This is a genomic window from Ornithinicoccus hortensis (assembly GCF_006716185.1).
Classification (GTDB): Bacteria; Actinomycetota; Actinomycetes; order Actinomycetales; family Dermatophilaceae; genus Ornithinicoccus; species Ornithinicoccus hortensis.
Window position 1 is genome coordinate 1,946,327 of record NZ_VFOP01000001.1, and the last position, 22,345, is coordinate 1,968,671.

Here is a 22,345-nt window from a genome sequence, read left to right on the forward strand (position 1 = left end):
ACGCGCAGATCCAGGAGCGAGCCATGGCCCACTACCGCAGCGTGGGGAACGTCCCGCCGAAGCGGCACACCCAGCACCGCACCCCAGAGGGGGAGCTGTACTACGAGGAGCTGATGGGCGAAGAGGGCTTCTCCTCCGACTCCTCGCTGCTGTACCACCGCAACATCCCCTCGGCCATCGCCGACGCGGCGGTCTGGGACCTGGGCGACATGGCGACCGTGCCGAACCACCCGATCACGCCGCGCCACCTGAAGCTGCACGACCTGTTCGCATCCGAGGAGGAGCGCCAGGGCGTCGACGTCGTCACCGGCCGGCGGCTGGTCCTCGGCAACGGCGACGTCCGGCTGCTGTATGTCGTGGCCGACACCGTGAGCCCGTGGTACCGCAACGGCATCGGCGACGAGTGCGTCTACATCGAGCGGGGGGCCGCGCGGGTCGAGACGGTCTTCGGGGCGTTCGAGGTCGCCCAGGGCGACTACATGATGATCCCGCGCGCCACCACCCACCGCTGGATCCCCGTGGTCGAGGGGGACGAGGGCTTCGCGGAGCCGCTGCGCGCCTACGCCATCGAGGCGAACAGCCACATCACCCCGCCCAAGCGCTACCTGAGCCGGTTCGGCCAGTTGCTGGAGCACGCGCCCTACTGCGAGCGCGACCTGCGCGGGCCGGACGGGCCCCTGCTGGCCGAGGACGTCGGGGAGGACGCCGCGGCCCACACCCAGGTGCTGATCAAGCACCGCGGGTCCGGGGAGCACTCGTCCGGGGGCCTGGTCGGCACCGCCTACACCTACCCCTACCACCCGCTCGACGTGGTCGGCTGGGACGGCTGCCTCTACCCGTACGTGTTCAACGTGGCCGACTTCGAGCCGATCACCGGGCGGGTGCACCAGCCGCCGCCCGTCCACCAGGTCTTCGAGGGCTACAACTTCGTGATCTGCAACTTCGTGCCGCGCAAGGTCGACTACCACCCCCTGTCGATCCCCGTGCCGTACTACCACTCCAACGTCGACTCCGACGAGATCATGTTCTACGTCGACGGCGACTACGAGGCGCGCAAGGGCTCGGGCATCGGCAAGGGCTCCATCTCGGTGCACCCCGGTGGGCACGCCCACGGGCCGCAACCGGGGGCCACCGAGAAGTCGATCGGCGTGGACTACTTCGACGAGCTCGCGGTCATGGTCGACACCTTCCGGCCGCTGGAGCTCGGTGAGGCGGGTCGGGCGGTCGACGACGGGCTCTACGCCCGGTCCTGGATCAAGGGGCTGAACCCGCAGGGTCCCGACGGGGACAACCCCGGCAGCGGCGAGGTGTTCAGCACCAGCTGAGCGCCCCGGGACCCCGCAGGTTCGGGGTCAGGCGGACGAGGTGCCGACGGTGACGCCGGCGGCCCGCAGCTCCTGGATCGCCGCCTCGGTGGACTCGGCCGCGACCCCGGCGGTGAGGTCGCGCAGGACGGTGGTCTCGAAGCCTTCCCTGGCGGCGTCGAGCGCCGTGGCGCGCACGCAGTGGTCGGTGGCGATGCCGACGACGTCGACCGCCTCCACCGACCGTTGCCTGAGCCAGTCGGCCAGGCCGACCGCGGCGCCGTCCACCTCGGCTGCCCCCTCGAAACCGCTGTAGGCCGCCTCGTACTGGCCCTTGCGGAACACCGCCTCCACCCGCTCCAGGGCGGGCGCCAGCTCCGGGCGGAAGCCCGCGCCCGGCGTCCCGACCTGGCAGTGCACCGGCCAGGAGTCCACGAAGTCCGGATCGTCCGACCAGTGGTCGCCCGGGTCGATGTGCCAGTCCGCCGTCGCGACGACGTGGTCGTATGCCGGGGCCGGCCGGTCCGTCCCCTCCCGGTGCCCCGTCGCGTAGCGGGCGATCGCCGACGCGACCTCCACCCCACCGGTGACGGCGAGGGAGCCTCCCTCACAGAAGTCGTTCTGGACGTCGACGATGATCAGTGCCCTGGCCATGTCCCCACCGTAGACCGGAACGGCGCCGACGACCTGGCCGTCCCGGGACGGTCAGTCGTCCTCGACTTCGGCCCGCGACCGCTCGTCCTGGTAGAGGGTGCGGATGGCCGGGTCCCCGGGGGACAGCCGGTGAGCCCGCGTCGGCAGCTCGGCCCGGGACATCGCGTGGTGCTCCCGGGCGGTCTCGGCGTCGGTGGGGGCCACCACGGTGCCCTGGCGGACCAGCTCCGCCAGGAGCAGCCGGTCGTCGCCGTCGTCCTCCGGCACGGTCCCGATCCCGAGCACCTCCGCCTCCGCGACGCCCGTGGCATTGCGGCGCCGGAGGGCGAACTTGCGGCCGCCGACCGAGACCTTGTCCTTGCTGGCCTTGGCCACGCCCTCCATCACGCCCTCGCAGTTCTCCCGGGCGACCAGCTTGTAGACCATGCCCGCCGCCGGTGCACCCGACCCGGTGACCACCTTGGTCCCCACGCCGTAGGCGTCCACCGGAGCCGCCTGCAGCGCGGCGATAGCGTACTCGTCCAGGTCGGAGGTGACCACGATCTGGGTCCCGGTCGCGCCGAGCCCGTCCAGCTGCCTGCGCACCTCGTGGGCCTGCTCGACCAGGTCCCCGGAGTCGAGCCGGACCCCGCCGAGCTCGGGACCGGCCAGCTCGACCGCGAGCTCGACGGCGGCCGTGACGTCGTAGGTGTCCACCAACAGCGTGGTCTTCAGGCCCAGGCTGTCCAGCTGGGCCCGGAAGGCGTCCCGCTCCTGGTCGTGCAGGAGCGTGAAGGAGTGCGCGGCGGTGCCCATCGTCGGCACGCCGAACGACCGTCCCGCCTCCAGGTTGGAGGTGGCGGTGAAGCCCGCGATGTAGGCGGCGCGGGCCGCGCTCACCGCGGACCACTCGTGGGTGCGCCGCGACCCCATCTCGAGGCACGGCCGGGTGTCCGCCGCCGCGGTCATCCGCGAGGCGGCCCCGGCCACCGCGGAGTCGTGGTTCAGGATCGACAGGGCCAGCGTCTCGAGCACGACCCCCTCGGCGAACGTGGACTCGACCACCAACACCGGCGAGCCGGGGAAGAAGCACTCACCCTCGGCATACCCCCAGATGTCGCCGGAGAACCGGTAGTCCGCCAGGAACTCCAGGGTCGGCTCGTCCACCACCCCGGTCCGCCGCAGGAAGTCCAGCTCGGCCCCGCCGAAGGTGAAATCGGCCAGCTCCTCCAGGAACCGTCCCGTGCCGGCGACCACGCCGTAGCGGCGGCCGTGCGGCAGCCTTCGGGCGAAGACCTCGAACACGCTGCGTCGGTGAGCGGTCCCGGCGGCCAGGGCCGCCTGGATCATGGTCAGCTCGTAGTGGTCGGTGAGCAGGGAGGTGCGCGGGCTGTTCAGTTCGGTCACCCGCAGCACTCTAGGGTGAGTCGGTGATTCTCGGGGTACAGGTGTGGGCGCTCCTGGTGATTGCGGTGGCCCTGTTCGCCGGGACCACGGTCCAGGGGCTGGTGGGGCTGGGCCTCGGCCTCGTCGGTGCGCCCATCGCCACCCTGGTCGCCCCGGAGCTGATGCCGGGCGTGCTGCTGTGGGCCGCGGCCCTGCTGCCGAGCCTGCAGCTGGCCAGCAACCGGGAGCAGATCGACTGGCGGGGGCTGGCCTGGGCGCTGCCGGCCCGCATCCCCGGGACGGTGCTCGGGGTCTGGCTGGTCATGGTGTTCACCGAGCGGGCGCTCTCGGTGGCGGTCGGGGTGATGGTGCTCCTGGCGGTGCTGCTCACCTGGCGCACGGTGACCGTGCCGATCAGCCGCACCAGCCTCCTCGGGGCCGGGACCATCTCGGGCGTCACCTCCACCGCGACCTCGATCGGTGGCCCCCCGATGGCGATCCTCTACCAGCACCGGACCCCGACCCAGATCCGCAGCACCCTGGCGGTGTACTTCGTGCTCGGCGCCGTGTTCAGCCTGTCCGGCCTGGGCATCAGCGGGCAGCTGCACGCCCGGGAGTTCTGGCTCGCCGTCCTGTTCACGCCGTTCCTCCTCGGCGGCCTGTGGCTCTCCCGGCACCTGGGTCGGCGGGTCTCCCCGATGCGGATCCGCAGCACCATGCTGCTGGTCTGTGCCGCGTCGGCGCTGGCCCTGCTGGTGCGCAGCCTCGCGGGATGAGGCCGCCCGGCCGGCCGTAGAGTGGGCGTCGTGTCCACCGACGTCCCTGTGCCGCCGAGCGGCCCCGCGAGCCCCGGTCCGCAGGAGGCCGGGCAGGTCGCGGTCCTGGACCGCCCGGAGGCCGACGTCCCCTGGGTGACCCTGGTCTGGAACGACCCGGTCAACCTGATGTCCTACGTCACCTGGGTGTTCCAGACCCACTTCGGCTACTCCCGGGCGAAGGCCGAGACGCTGATGATGCAGGTCCACCAGGAGGGCCGAGCGGCGGTGTCCCACGGCACCCGGGAGAAGGTTGAGGCGGACACCGAGGCGATGCACTCCTACGGCCTGTGGGCCACCTTCCAGAAGGACGACTGAGTGGCCAAGGCGTTTCACCGCGAGGGGCAGCGGGTGGTCGGCAGGATGGATGCCGAGGAGATCCTCGTCGTGGTCCACCTGCTGACCCTCACCCGCGACTTCGTCGCCCCGGAGCGGGAGGGCACCGGTGACCCGTTCCTGGACCTGATCGCCGGGCTGGGCGAGTCCGACCCGGACCCCACCGAGCCCAGCGACCCGGCCCTGCGCCGGCTGCTGCCCCCGGCGCACCGGACCGACACCGACCAGGCCGCCGAGTTCCGCCGGCTCACCGAGCACAACCTCCGCTCCCGCAAGGCCGCGAACCTGGCCACGGCCATCGCCGCCCTCGACGCGGCCGCGCCGCCGAAGGTCGACCTCGACCTGGACCAGGCCCGGGCGCTGTCCGTGGCGCTCACCGATGTCCGGCTGATCCTGGGGGAGCGCCTGGGGCTGCGCACCGACGAGGACTCCGACCGGCTGCACACCGCGCTGGAACGGGCCCTGTCCGGCGAGGAGGACCTGGACCCCGCCGTCGCCCAGCAGATGGCCTACTACGACTTCCTCACCTGGCTGCAGGAGACGGTGACGCTGGCCCTGATGGACTGAGCGTCGGCGGCGTCGGCGCCGGGCCTAGACTCGGTCGCACCATGAGCGACTCCACGACCTCCCGTCCCGTCCGCCTGCGCGTCGCGCCCTCGCCCACGGGGGACCCGCACGTCGGCACGGCCTACATGTCCATGTTCGACCTGGCCTTCGCCCGCCAGCAGGGGGGACAGTTCGTCCTCCGGATCGAGGACACCGACCGCGCCCGCTACCAGGCCGACAGCGAGCAGCAGATCTTCGACACCCTGCACTGGCTGGGGCTGGGCTGGGACGAGGGGCCGGACATCGGCGGGCCGTATGCGCCCTACCGCCAGTCCGAGCGGCTGGACACCTACCGCCCGTATGTCGAGCGGCTGCTGGCCGAGGGCAAGGCCTACCACTGCTGGTGCACGGGGGAGCGCCTGAAGGAGATGCGGGAGCGCCAGCAGGCGCTCAAGCAGCCCACCGGCTACGACCGGATGTGCCTGGGGAAGACGGCCGAGGAGCGGGCGCAGCTGCCCGGCTACAGCGAGACGCCGGTGGTGCGGATGCTGATCCCGGACGACGCCCCGACGACGTTCACCGACCTGATCCGTGGCGAGGTGTCCGCACCCCGACCCGACGACCAGGTGATCCTGAAGGCGGACGGCTTCCCGACATACCACCTGGCCGTCGTGGTCGACGACCACGAGATGGGGATCACCCACGTGGTGCGTGGCGAGGAGTGGATCTCCAGCACGCCCAAGCACGTGCTGCTCTACCAGTGGCTCGGGCTGCCCGAGCCGGCGTTCGCGCACATGCCGCTGCTGCGGGATGAGAAGAAGGCCAAGATCTCCAAGCGCAAGAGCCCGTGGGCCCGGCTCACCTGGTTCCGCGAGCAGGGCTACCTGCCCGAGGCGCTGCTGAACTTCCTGGCACTGCTCGGCTACCCGCCGGTGATCGAGCGGGGCGAGGACGGACAGCAGGTGGAGCGCGAGGTCTTCGACTTCGCCGAGTTCACCGAGCGCTTCGACTGGGCCAAGGTCAACACGGTCGGCCCGATCTTCAACCTGGAGAAGCTCAACTGGCTCAACGGCCACTACATCCGGGAGCTCGAGGTCGGGGAGCTGGCCAGCCGGCTGCTGCCCTTCCTGCAGGACGCCGGGGTGCTCGGGCCGCAGCCGACGCTGCCCGAGCTGGGCCGGCTGCGGGCCGTCACCGAGCTGGTGCAGACCCGGATCGTGACGCTGACGGAGGCCGTGCCGCTCATCGCGCCGTTCTACACCGGCGACGCCGACCTAGAGATCGCCGAGGACGCCCGCGGCCAGCTGAAGGACACCGCGGAGCAGGTGCTGACGGCGGCGCTGGCGGTCCTGGACCCGATCGACGGCACCGCCGGCACCCCGTTGGGGGAGGGCGTGGAGTGGACCACCGAGCGCATCGAGACGGCGCTGCGCGAGGCGCTGGTCGACGGTCTGGGGATCAAGCCCAGGTTGGCCTTCGGCCCGCTGCGCACGGCCGTCTCGGGGGCCCGCGTCTCCCCGCCGTTGTTCGAGTCGATGGAGATCCTCGGCAAGGCCTCGACGATGGCACGGCTGACGCGCCTGCGTGACGAGCTGGCCGCCACGTCGGACTGACCGGGAACCGTCCGGGCCGGACGCGGCGTCCCAGAGCCGTGAGCAGCGGCCCCCGAGAGGAGCAGTCCATGCGTCAGGTCGTCCGGTCCCCGCGAGTCCTTCTCGTGGCCGCGTTGCTCCTCCTCGTGGTCGGCGGCGCCGTGCTGGGCGCCTCGATGCGGGCCCAGCACGAGGCTCGTGGCGACCTGAACTGGTTGCGGGTGGCCAACGACAACCTGGAATTGGTGACCCAGGCCCGGGTCGATGAGACCCGCGGCCAGCAGAGCCTGGCCATCACGCCCGCGGACGACGCCGCCTACGCCAAGCACATCGACCTGCTCCGGGACCTGGCGGCCGATCGGGCCGAGCCCGGGCTGGCGGAGCTCCAACGCCTGGACGCGACGCTGGGCACCCCGCAGGAGTCGGAGTCTGTCCTGATGGGGCTGACGCTGACCCTGGACGGGCTGCGGGAGGCGACGACGGACCCGGTCATCGACCGGTTGGAGGCCGCCGGCACCCGCGCCTGGTGGGCCTTCTGGGCCACCGGCCTGTCGGTCGCCGGCCTGCTCGTCGGCGCCCTGGTCCGCGGCGGCAGGGGGGATTTGGGAAGTCCCTCATCGGACCGGTAAGGTAGGCGATCGGTCCGCCACCCGGAACTCCTTCTGGAGGAACGGCGGTGGTACCCCCTTGGGGTATGGTGTAATTGGCAGCACGACTGATTCTGGTTCAGTTAGTCTAGGTTCGAGTCCTGGTACCCCAGCGCCGCGACAGCGGCCGCACGGTGATTTCGGACTTCCCGATCCGGTGCGGTAATGTGTCGGCTCGGCTGCCCAGCAGCCGAACAGCTAGGGCCCCGTTGTGTAGCGGCCTAGCACGCCGCCCTCTCAAGGCGGTAGCGCGGGTTCGAATCCCGTCGGGGCTACCACTCGACCCCCGGTCGGCAGACGCCGACCGGGGGTCGTCTGTTTCTGCGGGCAGGTCGTGCGGGCAGGCGGCGGAACGGAACCCGTCCGGACTTCTGCCGCCAGGTAGTGGCCGTGGGTGCCCCGTTACCTCTACCTTTGGGTGAAGTCGATCACTCACCGTGACGAGGGTTCGACACCCCGGCAGGACGGAGCATCATGAACAAGGCTGATCTTATCGAGCGGCTGTCCGAAGAGTTGGGCGGAAGGACCCTGGCCACCACCGCCATCGAGGCCATGGTGGACGTGATCATCCGGCAGGTCGCTGCCGGGGGTCGGGTCACCATCACCGGGTTCGGCACCTTCGAGCGCGTCGATCGGGCACCCCGCACCGGCCGGAACCCCCGCACCGGTGAACTGGTCCCGATCGAGGGCACGAGCAGCCCGCGGTTCCGCCCCGGCACCTACTTCAAGGAAGTCGTCGCCGAGCCGGACCAGTTGCCGGCCGACGGTTTCGTCGGGGGCCGTGCCCCCAGCGGGAGCCGTTCGAGCTGACCGGGTCCGGGACGGTCAGCGGATGACCTCGCCCGTCCCGATCCCGACGAGCCACACGCGGGTCACCCGTGTGCCCTCCTGCTCGGGGTCGCCGTCGATCTCCAGGCTGAGGCGCTGCCCCACGCGAAGGTGCCGCAGCCCGCTCGCCGCGAAGACCGCGTCGTCGAAGGGCAACTCGCGCCCGGAGTCCAAGAGCACGCTGCCGTGGTCGGTCGCGGGGTCGAAGGAGTGCACGCTGCCCTGCATGGCCTCACCCTAACCGGCCGTCGCGGGCCGACCGGGTGATCCGGTCGAGGTGCGTGGTCCCCGGACGGTGGCCAACAGCGCGGCCGTATGCCGACCCGGTCCCAGTGCCGCCACCTCGGCCAGCGCCGCCGCGTCGTCGACGTCCCGACGCAGCCGGGGCAGCTGGAGTGGGAGGCGCACCGCGCCGGGCAGGTCGGCGTGCCGGGCGGCCGAGTCCGGGCCGAACCGGGGGCGCAGCGTGCTGCCCGCCGCCGCCGTCAGCAGGACCGTGCCGCCGCCCTCGGCGTCCGGCACCACCGCCACCGGGTGGGCCAGGCAGGCGGCCAGCGCCGCGCCCAGGTCCTCGGGGCGCAGCGCGGGGAGGTCGCCGAGCAGCACCCCCACGGGTCCGGTGTGACCGGTGCGGGCGGCGTCGAGCCCGGCGGCGACCGCGGCGTTGAGCCCGGCACCCGGGTCGGGCACCACCACGCAGCCGAGGCCGCGGGCGGTCCGCACCGCCGCCTCGTCGGAGCTAACGACGAGCACGTCCGCCGGGGGCAGCGCACGGCATACGGCCTCGAGGGTGTCCCGCGCCATCGCCCGGGCGAGGTCCGGACGGGTCAGCGGGGGCGGCGGTTCCAGCCGGGTCTTGGCCAGCCGGGCGTCCTTGACCGGCACCACGAGTCGCCAGGCGGGGAGGGGGGACACCACGCCAGTATCACCGCTCGGTGCTGCCAACCTGCGCCGGCCGGTGACAAGATGTGCCCGTGCGCCGTATGCCGAAGCGAACCAAAGTCCCCACGTCCTACGCGGCTGCGATCGCGACGTTGCGTCCGCCGCTGATGGCGCTGACGACGCGGGACTGGTCGGGAGGGGAGAACCTGCCCGAGAGCGGCGGGTTCGTCGCCGCGGCCAACCACCTCTCCGAGATCGACCCGCTGATCGTGGCCCACTACCTGGTCGACCACGGGTGCCCGCCCCTGTTCCTGGCCAAGGCGTCGCTGTTCAAGATCCCCCTGGTCGGGCCGGCACTTAAGGGGCTTGGCCAGGTGCCCGTGCACCGCGGCACCAGCCGGGCGGTCGACGCGCTCGCCGAGGCGGAGCAGGCGGTCCTGGACGGCAGCTGCGTGGCGATCATGCCGGAAGGCACGCTGACCCGGGACCCGGACCTGTGGCCGATGCGGGCCCACGTCGGGGTGGCCCGGCTGGCGCTGGTCACCCGGGCCCCCGTCATACCGATCGCGCAGTGGGGTGCCCAGAAGCTGTTGGCGCCGTATGCCAACCGGCCGACCGGGCTGTTCTCCCGGCACACCATGCAGGTCACGGCCGGTCCGGCGGTGCCGCTGGACGACCTGTTCGGGCGCGAGGACGACGCGGGCGCGCTGCGCGAGGCGACCGACCGGGTGATGGCCGCCATCACGGTCCAGCTCGCGCGGTTGCGGGGGGAGGAACCCCCGGAGAAGCCGTTCGTCTACCGGCGCACCGGCCAGGAGTCCGGACGGGAGAGCCTCAAGAAGGCACGGCGGTCGGCCCACCCGCCGGCTTCCGCGGAGTCACCGGAGTCACCGGGTGCGACGGATTCGTCGGGTTCGTCAGGTACTGAGGGGGAGCGGGAATGACCACCGCCGCGGTCTTCGGCAGCGGCTCGTGGGGCACCGCGTTCGCCGCGATCCTGGCCGACGCCGGGTGCACCGTGCGGCTGCAGGGTCGCCGACAGGAACTGGTCGACCGGATCAACCGGGACCGGGTCAACGCCGACTACCTGCCCGAGCTCAGCCTGCCCGACGGGATCCGCGCCACCACCGACCCCGCGGAGGCCGCCGACGGCGCCGACCTGGTCGTGCTGGCGATCCCCTCCCAGACGCTGCGGGACAACCTGGCGACCTGGGCGGACGTGCTGCCCGGGGACGCACCGGTGGTCTCCCTGATGAAGGGGATCGAGCTGGGGACCGGGTTGCGGATGAGTGAGGTGATCAGCGAGGCGGGCCACGTCGAACCGGACCGGGTCGCAGTCGTCTCCGGCCCGAACCTGGCGCGGGAGATCGCCGCGAAGCAGCCCGCCGCGAGCGTCGTCGCCTGTGCCGACATCGGCACCGCCGAGGTGGTGGCGCAGGCGTGCGCGGCGCCCTACTTCCGCCCCTACACCCAGACCGACGTCGTCGGCACCGAGATCGGTGGTGCCGTCAAGAACGTCGTGGCGCTCGCCGCCGGGATGGCCGAGGGCCTGGGGTTCGGGGACAACACCAAGTCCACCATCATCACCCGCGGGCTGGCCGAGACCGCACGGCTGTCCGAGGCGCTGGGTGCCGACCCGGCGACGCTGATGGGGCTGGCCGGGGTCGGCGACCTCATCGCCACCTGCATGTCGCCGCTGTCCCGCAACCACTCCTTCGGGCTCAACCTGGGCCGGGGCATGTCGGTGGCCGAGGTGGTCGCGGTGACCAAGCAGACGGCCGAGGGCGTCAAGTCCTGCCACTCGGTGCTCGAGCTCGCGCTCCGCAACGAGGTCGACATGCCGCTCGCGACCGGGGTGACCGCGGTCGTCGAGCAGGGGGTCCACCCGCGCCAGGTGGCCGAGGCGCTGATGGGACGGCCGCGCAAGCACGAGCGGCAGTAGGCCCGGCGACGCTGGTCCGACGCGGTCGCGGCGCCGACCCGGTCGGGGCGCGCCGACTGCACGCGTTGTTGCCGCTTTTCGCGCCGGAAGCGTGCACAACGCGTCCGCTCGGCGCTAGGAGGTCGGTGCCGGGGCCGGCCGTGTCCCGACGGGTCGGGGGAGTCACCGCCGGATAGGCTCGGCGACGATGGACAGCACGCCCACGCCCCAGAGCCCCCCGCCCGCCAAGCGCCCACGGGTGGCCATCGTCTTCGGTGGTCGCTCGCAGGAGCACGCCATCTCCTGTGCCACCGCTGCCAGCGTGCTGCGGGCCATCGACCGCGAGTCGTATGACGTCATCCCGGTGGGCATCACCCGGGACGGCTACTGGGTGCAGGCTGCCGACGACCCCGCGGCCCTGGAGATCAGCGGAGACCGACTGCCTGAGGTGGCCGACACCGGCACCCAGGTGGTGCTGCCGCTCGGTGTGCACGACCGGACGCTGACCGTGGCGCGTCCCGGTGAGGTGCCGGCGACCCTGGGCGAGGTCGACGTGGTCTTCCCGCTGCTGCACGGACCCTTTGGCGAGGACGGGACCCTGCAGGGCCTCCTGGAACTGGCCGACATCCGCTACGTGGGCTGCGGGGTGCTCGCGTCGGCGGCGATGATGGACAAGGCGATGATGAAGACCGTCTTCACCAGCGCCGGCCTGCCCGTCGGTCCCTACGTGGTGATCACGGACGCGCGGTGGCGCACCGACCGGGACGGCGTGCTCGCCGAGGCGGGCGCCCTGGACTTCCCGGTCTTCGTCAAACCGGCCCGGGCCGGGTCCTCGGTCGGCATCAGCAAGGTGACCGGACCCGAGGGACTGGCCGAGGCAATCGAGAGCGCACGGGAGCACGACCCCAAGGTGCTCGTGGAAGCGGGCATCGACGGACGTGAGCTCGAGGTCGGGGTGCTGCAGGGACGCGACCACGCGCCCCCGCGGGTCAGCGAGGTCGGCGAGATCGCGGTCACCGGTGGTCACGACTTCTACGACTTCGGCGCCAAGTACCTCGACGAGGGCAACGTCGAACTCTCCTGCCCGGCACAGGTGCCCGACGAGGTCCGGGAGGAGATCCGGCGCATCGCCGCGGTGGCCTTCGAGGCCGCCGGGTGCGAGGGGCTGTCCCGGGTCGACTGCTTCTACGCCGACGACGGGCGAGTGCTGATCAACGAGATCAACACCCTGCCCGGCTTCACGCCCTACTCGATGTATCCCCAGGTGTGGGCGGCCTCGGGCATCGCCTACCCCGACCTCATCGACGAGTTGCTGCAGCTGGCGCTGAACCGCCCGCTCGGTCTGCGCTGACCCGACCAATCTCAGGCCCGACCTGCCGGTCGGTCGATGTCGCCCGGTCGCACGTCCGGTGCGGGTTGGGGGCCGCCCGGTCGGACGTCTGGTGGGGGTGTGGGGCCGCCCGGTCGGACGTCCGGTCAGGTGCAGTGGGGGCCGGTCGGGGGGACGACCTCGGCGGCGGCACGGAAGGCCGACAGCAGGAGGGGCTCCGGGGCGTATGCCGACGGCACCAGGACCTCGATGCCGGGTTCGCGGCCGAAGGTGGTGAAGGCGTAGCCATCCTCCAACTCATGGGCCACCCAGTCCACGCCGTCCGCGTCGATGCAGGGGTCGGTCGTGGGGCCGGGGGAGGTCGCTCCACACCGGGCGATGATCGCCGGGTCCCCCCAGGCCGCTACGCCCTCGGACTGCACGGCCACCTCGCGCGGGGTCTGGCCGCCCACCGTGGCGGGCCAGGCGGCAGCGACCTCGCGGCAGACGGCGGAGTCGGAGTCCGCGAACGGCGTGGCCTTCACCGCCGAGGAGCATCCCGCCACGACCAGGAGGAGCCCGGCCGCCGCGAGCGGGCGGAGGGCCGTCAGCGCAGATGGACGACGGTGCATGTGGTGGTGCGCGTGATGTGCGGCACCTCCTGGATCTTGGCGATGACCTGTCGACCGAGGTCGTCGACGGACTCGGCCTCGATCAGCGCGATGACGTCGTACGGGCCGGTGACGTCCTCGGCGGACCGGACACCCGGCAGGTCGCCGATCGCGTGGGCGACCTGCGAGGACCTGCCCACCTCGGTCTGCACGAGGATGTACGCCTGAACCATGGGAGCCTCCTGTAGGGCGGGGTGCGTTGGGCGAGACGCTACCGTGCCGAGAGGATCTGCCGAACGAGAGGACCGGTATGTCGCAGGGCGAGTCGGGTCGACGGTCCACGCCAGAGCCCGGCGGGGCCCAGGGGCCCACGCTGGGCGAGCTGGGCGAGGACGGGATCCTGCGCGTCGTCTTCGCCGCCTTCCGGGACGAGGAGGCAGCCGGTGGGCGGGTCCTGGTCGGGCCGGGGGACGACACCGCCCTGCTGGCCACCGGCGGCGCCGTGCTGGCCACCACCGACACCGTCGTGGCGGGGCGGGACTGGCGGGACGACTGGTCGACGGGCCGGGACGTCGGGGCCAAGGTGGTGGCCCAGAACCTGGCCGACCTGGCGGCGATGGGCGGGGCCGGCACCGGACTGCTGGTCACCCTCGTCGCCCCTGGCCACACCCCGGCCGCGTGGGTCGAGGACCTCACCGCCGGTATCGCCGCGGCCGCCCGGGCCGCCCGCGTCCCGGTGATCGGCGGGGACCTGTCCTCCACCGAGGGGCCGGTGATGGTGTCCGTGACCGCGCTCGGGGAACTGACGGTGGCCCGGCCGGTGCTGCGGTCCGGCGCCCGCCCTGGGCACGTGCTGGCGGTGGCCGGCCCCGTCGGACGGTCCGCGGCCGGGCTGGAACTGCTGCGCGCCGGGTGGGACGGGACGACGCGGCGCGACCTGGTCGACTACCACCGCGCCCCGACCCCGGACCTGGCCGCGGGGCCCGCAGCGGCCGCGGCCGGGGCGAGCGCGATGATCGACGTCTCCGACGGGCTGGTGCGGGACGCCGGTCGCCTGGCCCGTGCCAGCGCCGTGCTCATCGACCTGGACGCCGACGCGGTCGGGGCCCACGCGGCGGCGCTCACCCCGGAGCTGCCCGAGGACGTGGCGCTGGACTGCGTGCTGCGGGGTGGGGAGGAGCACGAGATGCTCGCCACCTTCCCCGACGGCGCGCTCGGGGCACTGACCGGGTGGATGGTCATCGGACGGGTGCGCGAGGCTGGAGCCCAGGGGGAGGCGCCGGCGCCCGGGGTGCGCTACCGGGGAGAACCGCTCGCCGGCGGGGGATGGGACCACTTCGGCGGTTGACGCGCGACGCGGGCGGTGGGGGACAACGAAAGACCGGCACCCCGATCCGGGTACCGGTCATCGCGTCGCGGCCGTGGCCGCTGGGCTCAGCGGGTGGTGACCTTGCCGGCCTTCAGGCAGGAGGTGCAGACGTTGAGACGCTTGGGGGTCACGCCGCTCGGGCCGACCAGCGCACGGACGCGCTGGATGTTCGGGTTCCAACGACGCTTGGTCCGGCGGTGGGAGTGCGAGATGGTGTGACCGAAGCTCGGTCCCTTGCCGCAGACATCGCAAGTGGCAGCCACGGTGTTCTCCTGAGGTCGAATGTGAGCAAGTGCAGGTCCGTCCCCGCGACGAGGCGTCGCAAGGTCCGGGGAACCGGTCAAGCGTAGCCGACAGGCACTCCGCACACCAAAATGGGCGGGCGCTGGGGACGGCGTGTCCGGTCGGTCGGGCCCGGCCGCTACCCTGCGGGTGCGGGACCGACGTCCCCGCGATGGCGGGAACGATGACCGAGACCGATGGTACCGCCCGGTGCCCCGACCGAGGGAGCGAGGTGAGCGCGTGACCGATCCGGAGACCCCTCAGCCCCCGGTGCGGCTCGACCTCGCGGCCGCCCGGCGGTGGGCGCTGAGCGCCCGCTCGATGCTGGCCGACGCCCGGGAGAGGATCAACGCCCTCAACGTCTTCCCGGTGCCCGACGGGGACACCGGCACCAACATGTTCCTGACGATGGACGGCTCCCTCGACGTGCTCCGCGGGCACCACCAGGCCCGTACCGGCGAGATCAGCCTCACCGAGGGGCTGGCCCTGATCGCCCGCGGCATGCTGCTCTCCGCCCGGGGCAACTCCGGAGTGATCCTGAGCCAGCTGGTCCGCGGCCTGCACGAGGCGGTGGCGGCGGCCGGGCCGGACCTGACGGAGGTGGGCCCGGAGGTACTCGCCGACGCCTTCGCGCGGGCCGACCGGTTCGCCTGGGACGGCGTGAGCACCCCGGTGGAGGGCACCATCCTGTCGGTGTCCCGGGCGTCCGCCCTCGGCGCCGCGGCGGCGCTGTCGCCGGCGGCCGCGACACCGGACGGGCGCACCGTGCACGCGGTCGCGCAGGCGGCGCTGGAGTCGGCCCGCACCGCCCTGGCGCGGACCACGGAGCAGTTGCCGGTACTGGCCAGCGCCGGGGTGGTCGACGCCGGCGGCGCTGGTCTGGTCGTCGTGCTCGAGGCGCTGGAACGGGTGCTGGGCGAGACGGGGGAGGACGACCCGCAGGCCCTGCAGGACCTGCGCCACTGGCAGCTCGCCGGGGCACGGGCGGAGACCGCCGGGGCTGGGTCAGGGGGCGCCGGGGCACCATCCGGGCACGGTCCGGCGGGTGCCGGTCATCCGGGGGCCGACTGCTCGATGGAGGGCGGGGGCTATGAGGTGATGTACCTCCTCACCGGGTCCGACCCGGAACGGGCCCAGCACCTGCGCAGCCACCTGACCAACGTGGGGGAGTCCGTCCTGGTCGCCGGGGGTCCGGCGGAGTGGCGGGTGCACGTGCACCTCTCCGACACCGACGTCGCCCTGGAGGCGGGGGCGATGGCCGGCCGGGTCGAGCACGTGACGGTCATGGCACTGCCGGAACCGCTGGTCGGGGGCGGGGCCGGGGAGGTGGCGGCGCGGTCCGGCGACGGGGGGCCTGCTGCCGGTCCTGCCGAGGGTCAGGAGGCACCCCGGCCCGCGGTGGGCGTGGTCGCCTGCGCGGCCGGTGAGGGCATGCTCGAGATCCTGGCCGGCGCCGGCGCCGAGGTGGTCCGGTCCACACCCGGTGACCGCGCCTCCACCGGTCAGCTGCTCAGCGCGATCTGGGCGACCCGGGCCGGGTCGGTCATCGTGCTGCCCAACGACCCGGACACCCGGTTGGCCGCGGACGCCGCCGCGCAGGCGGCCGTCGAGGACGAACTGGCGGTCCACGTGGTGCCCTCGCGGGCGAGCGTCCAGGGGTTGGCGGCACTGGCCGTCCTCGACCCGGAGGGCAGCCTGGAGAGCAACCTGTCGGCGATGACCGAGGCGGTGCGGGCGACCCGGCACGGGGCGGTCACCGAGGCCAGCAAGGACGGACACACCCCGGTGGGGCCCTGCCGCCGGGGCCAGGCCCTGGGCCTGGTCGACTGGGACATCGCGGTCGTCGCCGACACGGCGGCCGAGGCGATCGCCGGCGTGCTGCGCCTCCTGCTGGCCGGGCCGGGGGCGGACACCGCGGGGCCGGGCGGGGACGCCGCGACCGCCGAGCTGCTCACCGTGGTCGTCGGGCTCGACGCCGACCGGGAGGCCGGGCTGGCGGTGGTCCGGGACGTGGCGGCCGCCCACCCCGGGGTGGAGGTCGAGGTGCTCGAGGGGTTGCAACGGACCTACCCGTGGGTGTTCGGGGTCGAGTGATGGGGGTGGCGTGATGGACGGACCCGGAGTCCGCACCGGGTTGGAAGCACCCCTGCGACCGGTCCTGGGCAAGCTGGCCGAGACGCTGGCCAAGCAGCGGCAGATCGGCACCATCGGGGAGCTGCTGGACTTCCTGCCCCGCACCTACCTGGACCCCTCCCGCGCGACCGACTTCACCCGGCTGCACGAGGGGGAGTATGTCGTGCTGCTGGCCGTCGTCCGGCACGCCAGCACCCGGCGGATGAAGGCCCGGCGCGGCACCATGCTCACCGTGGTCGTCGCCGACGAGCAGGGCGGCGAGCTGGACCTGACCTTCTTCCGCCCCTACGGCCACGAGCGGGCCCTGGTCCCCGGCCGGCGCGTCGTCTGCTCGGGGACGGTGACCCACTACGGCAGGCGGCTGCAGCTCACCCACCCGGAGTACCAGGTGCTGGGCGCCGACAGCGGCGCGCCCACGGCATACGGCGAGGGACCCATCCCGGTCTACACGGCGATCAAGGGCACCACGTCCATGAAGGTCTCGGGCGCGGTCGACCTCGCGCTGCACGCGATGGGCGAGGTGCCCGACCCGATCCCGGCGGCGGTGCGCCTGCGCCACGGACTGCCCTCGCTGGAGGAGGCCTACCGGCTGGTGCACCAGCCGAGCGAGGAGTCGGACCACCGGCGCGGCCGCTGGCGGCTGAAGTGGCAGGAGGCCTTCGTGCTGCAGGCCGCGCTGGCCCAGCGGCGCCGCTCCAGCCAGGCGGTCCCAGCGACCCCGCGACCGGCGGTCGATGGAGGCATCGCCGACGACTTCCGGGAGCGACTGCCGTTCGACCTCACGGAGGGGCAGGAGCAGGTGCTCGCCGAGGTGACCGCCGACCTGGCGCTCGAGGTGCCGATGCACCGGTTGCTCCAGGGGGAGGTGGGCTCCGGCAAGACCGTGATCGCGCTGCTGGCGATGCTCCGGGTGGTCGACGCCGGTGGTCAGGCAGCGCTGCTGGCCCCCACCGAGGTGCTGGCGACCCAGCACCACCGCTCGATCACGGCCATGCTGGGCCCGCTCGCCGAGGCCGGGCTGCTGGGCGGGGCCGACCACGGCACCCGGGTCGCGCTGCTGACCGGGAGCCAGTCGGCGGCCGAGCGCCGGGCCAACCTGCTGCAGGCGGCCAGCGGCGAGGCGGGCATCGTGATCGGCACGCACGCGCTGATCCAGGAGCACGTCCAGTTCGCCGAGCTCGGGCTGGTGGTCGTCGACGAGCAGCACCGCTTCGGCGTCGAGCAGCGGGACGCGCTGCGGGCCAAGGCCGAGACCGCCCCGCACACCCTAGTGATGACCGCGACCCCGATCCCGCGCACCGTGGCGATGACCGTCTACGGCGACATGGAGACATCCACGCTGTCCGAACTCCCCCGGGGGAGACAGCCGATCAGCACGCACGTGGTCACCTCCGACCGCCCGACCTGGATCTCCCGGACCTGGGAACGGGTCGCCGAGGAGGTGGCCGCCGGGGGCCAGGTGTATGTCGTCTGTCCCCGGATCGGTGACCCGGACGACCCGGACCTGCCGCACGGCAGCACGGTCGGGCCCGGCGGGCCGGTCGGCGCGGCGGGGGGCGTAGGTGACGACGAGGGGCTGGACCAGGTCGTGGACGAACCGGCCGGTGACGGTGCGGACGGCGCCGGTGACGGCGCGGCCGCCCCGCAGCTGCACGGGGTGCACCAGGTGGAACGCGCCCTGCGCCAGCTGCCGGCCACCCGGGACCTGCGGATCGCGATGGTGCACGGCCGGCAACCGGCCGAGGAAAAGGACGCCGTCATGCGCGCGTTCGGCCTCGGCGAGGTGGACGTGCTCGTCGCGACCACCGTGATCGAGGTCGGTGTGGACGTGCCGAACGCCACGCAGATGGTGATCCTGGATGCCGACCGCTTCGGCGTCTCCCAGCTGCACCAGCTCCGGGGGCGCGTCGGACGGGGCGGCAAACCGGGCCTGTGCCTGCTGGTCACCCAGGCCACCTCCGACCAGGCCCCGGAGCGGTTGACCGCGGTCGCGGGCACCACCGACGGGTTCGAGCTGGCCCGGTTGGACGTCGAGCTGCGCCGGGAGGGCGACGTGCTCGGCGCCTCCCAGTCCGGCGGACGCAGCACCGTCCGGTTCCTGCGCCTGGTCCGGGACGAGGATCTCATCGTCGCGGCCCACGAGGCCGCCTGGGAAGTGGTGGAGGCCGACCCCGAGCTGCGGCGCCACCCGGGGCTGCAGCAGGAGCTGGCCAGGATCGACGCCGAGCGCGCCGCCTTCCTGGAGCGGGGGTGAACAGGCCGTGACCCGGATCATCGCCGGGGCGCTGGGCGGTCGCCGGATCCGGACGCCGCGGGGGAGCGCGACCCGTCCGACCACGGACCGGGTGCGCGAGGCGCTGTTCGCCCGCCTCCAGGCGTGGACCGACCTGGACGGGGCGCACGTCCTGGACCTCTACGCCGGCTCGGGGGCCCTCGGCCTGGAGGCCGCCAGCCGCGGCGCGGCGACGGTCCTGCTGGTGGAGTCCGACCGGTCGACCGCGGCCCTGCTCCAGGACAACATCGCGGCCCTGGGGGTCGGCGACCGGTGCCGGGTGCGTCGGGACCGGGCGGAGCGGGTGGTCGCCGGCGGACCGCTCGGCACGGCCTACGACCTCGTACTCCTCGACCCGCCCTACCCGCTGGGGGAGGAGGGGCTCGCGGAGGTGCTGCGCGGCCTCGTCGGGCAGGGCTGGCTGGCCGAGCGGGCGCTGGTCGTGGTCGAGCGGTCGTCCCGGTCGGCCGGGCCGACCTGGCCCCCCGGTCTCGTGCCGCTGGACACCAAGACCTACGGGCAGACCACGCTGCACTACGCCGAGGAGTCGGCGCCGCCTCCGGACGGGGCGAGGGAGGCGACCAGCCCGAGCACGGCACCGAGCCCGTGAACCGGGCCGGCGGTGCGCGGCAGCAGCAGGGTGCGGATGCCCAGGCTCGCGGCACCACCGTCGTCCCGCCAGCTGTCCCCGACCATCAGCGACTCCTCCGGGCCCACCCCCAGGCGGTCCAGGGCCTGCTCGAAGATGCCGGGGTCGGGCTTGACGCTCCCCACGGCATACGACATCAGGACCGCGTCGACCAGCGGGGCGATCCCGGTCTCGGCCAGCCGCCCGGTGACGTCGAACCCGATGTTGGACACCACGGCCGTGCGGACTCCCCGGCGGCGCAGCTCCCGCAGCACCGGCACCGTGTCGTCGAAGGGCTCCCACCGGTCCGCCATCGTGCGGTAGAGGCCGGCCGCCAGGTCGGTGTCGATCCCGGGGCAGCGCGCCACGGTGGCCTCGAACACGGCCCGGTGGCGCCGCGGGTCCGTGTCGCGCTCGGCGTGCGGGTCCACCTCCCGCGCGTGCTCCCAGACCCGGTCCAGGAAGGCCGCGGCCTCCGCGGCGCCCGCGGCGCCCAGCCCGGCGACCGGGTCGCCCCCGCGCCCCGTGTCCGCCCAGCCGTCGGCGAGCCACCCGGCGGCGTCACCGCCGGTCACCAGGGTCTGGTGGAAGTCGAACAGGACCGCCGTGATCGGGGGCGCCGTCACCGGGAGACCAGGGCGTCGCGCACGGCGTCGGGGACCAGCCCGGTGACGTCGCCGCCCATCGAGGCCACCTGGGTGACCAGCGAACTGGAGACGTGCTCCAGGGCGGGGTCGCCCGGCAGGAAGACCGTCTCGATGCCGGTCAGGTGCCGGTTCATCAGGGCCATCGGGAGCTCGTAGGCGAAGTCGGTGCCGCCGCGCAGCCCCTTCACGATGGCGCCCGCACCCACCTCGGTGGCCACGTCGACCAGCAGCCGGTCGTGGAATGCCTCGACCCGGACCGGGAGGCACTCGGGCAGCGAGCCGCTGATCAGCTCGAGGCGTCGCTCCACCGGGAACCGGCCGGGTTTGTCCGGGTTGTGCAACACCGCGACCACGACCTCGTCGTAGAGTGCGGCGGCACGCAGGATGACGTCCAGGTGGCCGTTGGTCACCGGGTCGTAGGAGCCGGGGCAGATGCAGCGGCGGGTCATGGGCCCAACCTACCGGGCACCGGCCCCGGGGGATTTGAGGCTAGGCCCGTTGCTCCGGTACCGTGGTCCCTCGGCCTGCGCCTCGTGGCTCGGGCCGATCCACACGACTGTACGAGGGGTCTCATGCACGCGCAGGACGCCGCCCGGCCCTGGGTCTTCGACACCCGGGAACTGATCAGGCGGCCTGGCACCATGAAGACCCTGTCCAGGGTCGTGTCGGCTCCGGACCGCATCGGGACGGACGTGATCGCCATCGAGGCCGGGCAACCGGTCGAGCTCGAGGTGCGGTTGGAGTCCGTCGTCGAGGGTGTCCTGGCCAGTGGATCGGTCTCGGCCACCGCCACCGGGATGTGCGTGCGGTGCCTGGATCCCGTCGAGGAGGACCTCGACGTGACCTTCCAGGAACTGTTCGCCTATCCCGACCGGGCGGCCCACCACCGTGAGGTGGGGGACGCCGAGGAGCAGGACGAGGACCACCTGCTCGACGGGGACCTGATGGACCTGGAGAGCGTGGTGCGGGACGCGGTGGTGACCGCCCTGCCGTTCCAACCGGTGTGCCGGGACGACTGTCCGGGACTGTGCTCCGAGTGCGGAGCACGCCTGGCCGACGACCTCGACCACCAGCATGACCTGATTGACCCACGGTGGTCGGTCCTGAGCGAACTCGCCCAGGGTGCCGCCCCCGACGACGAGAAGAGGAACTGACGTGGCTGTCCCGAAGCGGAAGATGTCCCGCTCCAACACCCGCGCCCGCCGCTCGCAGTGGAAGGCCGCCCCGGTGGCGCTGACCAGCTGCCCGCAGTGCAAGGCCCCCAAGCAGCCGCACGTGGCCTGCCCGTCCTGTGGCACCTACGCCGGCCGCCACTACGGCACCGCCGAGCGCACCGAGCACCAGGGCTGACGAACGAGCCTGGCCCAGCGATGACTTCCGGAGACACGACACCGGCCGGTCACGCCCAGGAGCCCCAGCAGCGTCCCGTGACGGACCTGTCGGACTACCTCACCGAGGTGGTCGGTCAGGCCTGTGACGAGGCGCTGCTTCGGCGTGCCCTGACGCACCGGTCCTACGCCTACGAGAACGGCAACCTGCCGCACAACGAACGCCTGGAGTTCCTCGGCGATGCCGTCCTCGGCCTCGTCGTCACCGACACCCTGTTCCGCGCGCACCCCGACCTGCCCGAGGGGCAGCTGGCCAAGCTGCGGGCCGCGGTCGTGAACTCACGGGCCCTGGCCGACGTGGCCCGCACCATCGGTCTGGGCGACTACGTCCTGCTCGGCCGCGGCGAGGAGTCGACCGGCGGCCGGGACAAGGCCTCGATCCTGGCCGACACCACCGAGGCGGTCATCGGCGCCGTCTACATCTCGGTCGGGCTGGCCGCCGCGGACACCTTCGTGCACCACCTGCTCGACCCGCTGATGCAGCGCACCGCCAACCTCGGGGCCGCCCTGGACTGGAAGACCAGCCTGCAGGAACTCGCCGCCAACGGCGCCCTCGGGTCGCCGGAGTACCGGGTGGAGGACGAGGGGCCGGACCACGACAAGGTGTTCACGGCCAGCGCCGTGGTGGCCGAGGAGGTGCTGGGCACCGGCACCGGCCGCTCCAAGAAGGAGGCCGAGCAGAAGGCGGCCGCCAGCGCCTTCAGCACGCTGTCGGAACGGGCCGCCGAGATGGTGCAGACCGAGCCGTCGGCCGAACCTCCTGCCGGGTCGGACGACCCGGACACCCCCGACCGGCCCGCGGCCGACTGAACCCCC

26 protein-coding genes and 2 tRNA genes are annotated in these 22,345 nt (G+C 73.1%); 19 read left to right on the forward strand and 9 right to left on the reverse strand.

The annotated features are described in order from the left end of the window. Positions 1 to 23: 23 nt before the first annotated feature. Positions 24 to 1,325, forward strand: a complete 1,302-nt coding sequence (locus FB467_RS09015) for a homogentisate 1,2-dioxygenase (RefSeq protein WP_141784802.1) — start codon at positions 24 to 26, stop codon at positions 1,323 to 1,325. Between the two features lie 27 nt (positions 1,326 to 1,352). Here the strand turns inward: FB467_RS09015 and FB467_RS09020 are convergent, their stop codons facing one another. After that, positions 1,353 to 1,958 carry an isochorismatase family protein gene (locus FB467_RS09020; RefSeq protein WP_141784803.1) on the reverse strand — a complete coding sequence of 202 codons (606 nt, stop codon included), beginning with the start codon at positions 1,956 to 1,958 and terminating at the stop codon, positions 1,353 to 1,355. A 51-nt stretch (positions 1,959 to 2,009) separates the two neighbouring features. After that, entirely contained in the window at positions 2,010 to 3,344 is a 1,335-nt protein-coding gene (locus tag FB467_RS09025; RefSeq protein ID WP_141784804.1) for a nicotinate phosphoribosyltransferase, read from the reverse strand. 23 nt (positions 3,345 to 3,367) lie between these two features. Here FB467_RS09025 and FB467_RS09030 point away from each other — a divergent pair, with 23 nt between their 5' ends. From FB467_RS09030 to FB467_RS09065, 8 genes are all read left to right on the forward strand, one after another. Continuing rightward, positions 3,368 to 4,099 (forward strand): sulfite exporter TauE/SafE family protein, encoded by a 732-nt coding sequence (locus tag FB467_RS09030; RefSeq protein ID WP_211350580.1) that lies wholly within the window; start codon positions 3,368 to 3,370, stop codon positions 4,097 to 4,099. 105 nt (positions 4,100 to 4,204) lie between these two features. Then, positions 4,205 to 4,456 carry an ATP-dependent Clp protease adapter ClpS gene (gene clpS, locus FB467_RS09035; RefSeq protein WP_228393091.1) on the forward strand — a complete coding sequence of 84 codons (252 nt, stop codon included), beginning with the start codon at positions 4,205 to 4,207 and terminating at the stop codon, positions 4,454 to 4,456. Continuing rightward, a complete protein-coding gene (locus FB467_RS09040) occupies positions 4,457 to 5,041 on the forward strand; it encodes a DUF2017 family protein (protein WP_141784806.1) in 585 nt (194 codons plus the stop codon). 41 nt (positions 5,042 to 5,082) lie between these two features. Further along, positions 5,083 to 6,633: a glutamate--tRNA ligase gene (gene gltX / locus FB467_RS09045; RefSeq protein WP_141784807.1), complete on the forward strand. Its 1,551-nt coding sequence runs from the start codon at positions 5,083 to 5,085 to the stop codon at positions 6,631 to 6,633. A 68-nt stretch (positions 6,634 to 6,701) separates the two neighbouring features. Then, positions 6,702 to 7,241: a hypothetical protein gene (locus FB467_RS09050; RefSeq protein WP_141784808.1), complete on the forward strand. Its 540-nt coding sequence runs from the start codon at positions 6,702 to 6,704 to the stop codon at positions 7,239 to 7,241. A 59-nt stretch (positions 7,242 to 7,300) separates the two neighbouring features. Then, positions 7,301 to 7,372, forward strand: a tRNA-Gln gene (locus FB467_RS09055). 89 nt (positions 7,373 to 7,461) lie between these two features. Beyond that, positions 7,462 to 7,537, forward strand: a tRNA-Glu gene (locus FB467_RS09060). Between the two features lie 196 nt (positions 7,538 to 7,733). Next, on the forward strand, positions 7,734 to 8,069 hold the full coding sequence (locus FB467_RS09065; protein ID WP_141784809.1) for an HU family DNA-binding protein: 336 nt from the start codon (positions 7,734 to 7,736) through the stop codon (positions 8,067 to 8,069). Positions 8,070 to 8,084: 15 nt separating this feature from the next. On the opposite strand, the gene FB467_RS18735 is transcribed toward FB467_RS09065, so the two are convergent. Both FB467_RS18735 and cofC read right to left on the reverse strand, forming a co-directional pair. After that, a complete protein-coding gene (locus FB467_RS18735) occupies positions 8,085 to 8,315 on the reverse strand; it encodes a hypothetical protein (protein WP_153390192.1) in 231 nt (76 codons plus the stop codon). Positions 8,316 to 8,324: 9 nt separating this feature from the next. Further along, positions 8,325 to 9,002 carry a 2-phospho-L-lactate guanylyltransferase gene (cofC, locus tag FB467_RS09070; RefSeq protein ID WP_211350581.1) on the reverse strand — a complete coding sequence of 226 codons (678 nt, stop codon included), beginning with the start codon at positions 9,000 to 9,002 and terminating at the stop codon, positions 8,325 to 8,327. Between the two features lie 134 nt (positions 9,003 to 9,136). Between cofC and FB467_RS09075 the strand changes: the two genes are divergently transcribed. The 3 genes from FB467_RS09075 to FB467_RS09085 all read left to right on the forward strand — a co-directional run bounded on the left by FB467_RS09075 (position 9,137) and on the right by FB467_RS09085 (position 12,241). Beyond that, on the forward strand, positions 9,137 to 9,913 hold the full coding sequence (locus FB467_RS09075; protein ID WP_244932734.1) for a lysophospholipid acyltransferase family protein: 777 nt from the start codon (positions 9,137 to 9,139) through the stop codon (positions 9,911 to 9,913). Then, positions 9,910 to 10,911: an NAD(P)H-dependent glycerol-3-phosphate dehydrogenase gene (locus tag FB467_RS09080; RefSeq protein WP_141784810.1), complete on the forward strand. Its 1,002-nt coding sequence runs from the start codon at positions 9,910 to 9,912 to the stop codon at positions 10,909 to 10,911. The genes FB467_RS09075 and FB467_RS09080 overlap by 4 nt, the downstream gene beginning before the upstream one ends. Positions 10,912 to 11,098: 187 nt before the next feature. Further along, positions 11,099 to 12,241: a D-alanine--D-alanine ligase family protein gene (locus tag FB467_RS09085; protein ID WP_141784811.1), complete on the forward strand. Its 1,143-nt coding sequence runs from the start codon at positions 11,099 to 11,101 to the stop codon at positions 12,239 to 12,241. 125 nt (positions 12,242 to 12,366) lie between these two features. On the opposite strand, the gene FB467_RS09090 is transcribed toward FB467_RS09085, so the two are convergent. Beyond that, positions 12,367 to 12,831, reverse strand: a complete 465-nt coding sequence (locus FB467_RS09090; protein ID WP_141784812.1) for a DUF3515 family protein — start codon at positions 12,829 to 12,831, stop codon at positions 12,367 to 12,369. Beyond that, positions 12,807 to 13,043: an Lrp/AsnC family transcriptional regulator gene (locus FB467_RS09095; RefSeq protein ID WP_141784813.1), complete on the reverse strand. Its 237-nt coding sequence runs from the start codon at positions 13,041 to 13,043 to the stop codon at positions 12,807 to 12,809. Before FB467_RS09095 ends, FB467_RS09090 begins: the two co-directional genes overlap by 25 nt. Before the next feature lie 77 nt (positions 13,044 to 13,120). On the opposite strand from FB467_RS09095, the gene thiL reads away from it, so the two are divergent. Then, positions 13,121 to 14,158: a thiamine-phosphate kinase gene (thiL, locus tag FB467_RS09100; protein WP_141784814.1), complete on the forward strand. Its 1,038-nt coding sequence runs from the start codon at positions 13,121 to 13,123 to the stop codon at positions 14,156 to 14,158. 86 nt (positions 14,159 to 14,244) lie between these two features. On the opposite strand, the gene rpmB is transcribed toward thiL, so the two are convergent. Further along, positions 14,245 to 14,442: a 50S ribosomal protein L28 gene (gene rpmB / locus FB467_RS09105; RefSeq protein WP_141784815.1), complete on the reverse strand. Its 198-nt coding sequence runs from the start codon at positions 14,440 to 14,442 to the stop codon at positions 14,245 to 14,247. Between the two features lie 259 nt (positions 14,443 to 14,701). On the opposite strand from rpmB, the gene FB467_RS09110 reads away from it, so the two are divergent. Genes FB467_RS09110 through rsmD form a run of 3 tightly spaced genes read left to right on the forward strand, consistent with a single transcriptional unit; the run spans position 14,702 to position 19,476 of the window. After that, a complete protein-coding gene (locus FB467_RS09110) occupies positions 14,702 to 16,555 on the forward strand; it encodes a DAK2 domain-containing protein (RefSeq protein WP_244932735.1) in 1,854 nt (617 codons plus the stop codon). A gap of 13 nt (positions 16,556 to 16,568) precedes the next feature. Further along, positions 16,569 to 18,848, forward strand: coding sequence for an ATP-dependent DNA helicase RecG (locus FB467_RS09115; protein ID WP_141784816.1), 2,280 nt, complete (start codon positions 16,569 to 16,571; stop codon positions 18,846 to 18,848). A gap of 7 nt (positions 18,849 to 18,855) precedes the next feature. Further along, entirely contained in the window at positions 18,856 to 19,476 is a 621-nt protein-coding gene (gene rsmD / locus FB467_RS09120; RefSeq protein WP_141784817.1) for a 16S rRNA (guanine(966)-N(2))-methyltransferase RsmD, read from the forward strand. Here rsmD and FB467_RS09125 read toward each other — a convergent pair. Continuing rightward, positions 19,401 to 20,120, reverse strand: a complete 720-nt coding sequence (locus tag FB467_RS09125) for an HAD family hydrolase (protein ID WP_141784818.1) — start codon at positions 20,118 to 20,120, stop codon at positions 19,401 to 19,403. The two genes, rsmD and FB467_RS09125, sit on opposite strands and share 76 nt — an antisense overlap. Further along, positions 20,117 to 20,590, reverse strand: a complete 474-nt coding sequence (gene coaD / locus FB467_RS09130) for a pantetheine-phosphate adenylyltransferase (RefSeq protein WP_141784819.1) — start codon at positions 20,588 to 20,590, stop codon at positions 20,117 to 20,119. The genes FB467_RS09125 and coaD overlap by 4 nt, the downstream gene beginning before the upstream one ends. A gap of 123 nt (positions 20,591 to 20,713) precedes the next feature. On the opposite strand from coaD, the gene FB467_RS09135 reads away from it, so the two are divergent. The 3 genes from FB467_RS09135 to rnc are packed head-to-tail and all read left to right on the forward strand — an operon-like array spanning position 20,714 to position 22,339. After that, positions 20,714 to 21,295, forward strand: a complete 582-nt coding sequence (locus FB467_RS09135; RefSeq protein WP_141784820.1) for a YceD family protein — start codon at positions 20,714 to 20,716, stop codon at positions 21,293 to 21,295. Position 21,296: 1 nt separating this feature from the next. Continuing rightward, positions 21,297 to 21,491: a 50S ribosomal protein L32 gene (gene rpmF / locus FB467_RS09140; protein WP_141784821.1), complete on the forward strand. Its 195-nt coding sequence runs from the start codon at positions 21,297 to 21,299 to the stop codon at positions 21,489 to 21,491. Positions 21,492 to 21,511: 20 nt separating this feature from the next. Beyond that, positions 21,512 to 22,339: a ribonuclease III gene (gene rnc / locus FB467_RS09145; RefSeq protein WP_141784822.1), complete on the forward strand. Its 828-nt coding sequence runs from the start codon at positions 21,512 to 21,514 to the stop codon at positions 22,337 to 22,339. The last annotated feature ends 6 nt before the right edge of the window (positions 22,340 to 22,345 follow it).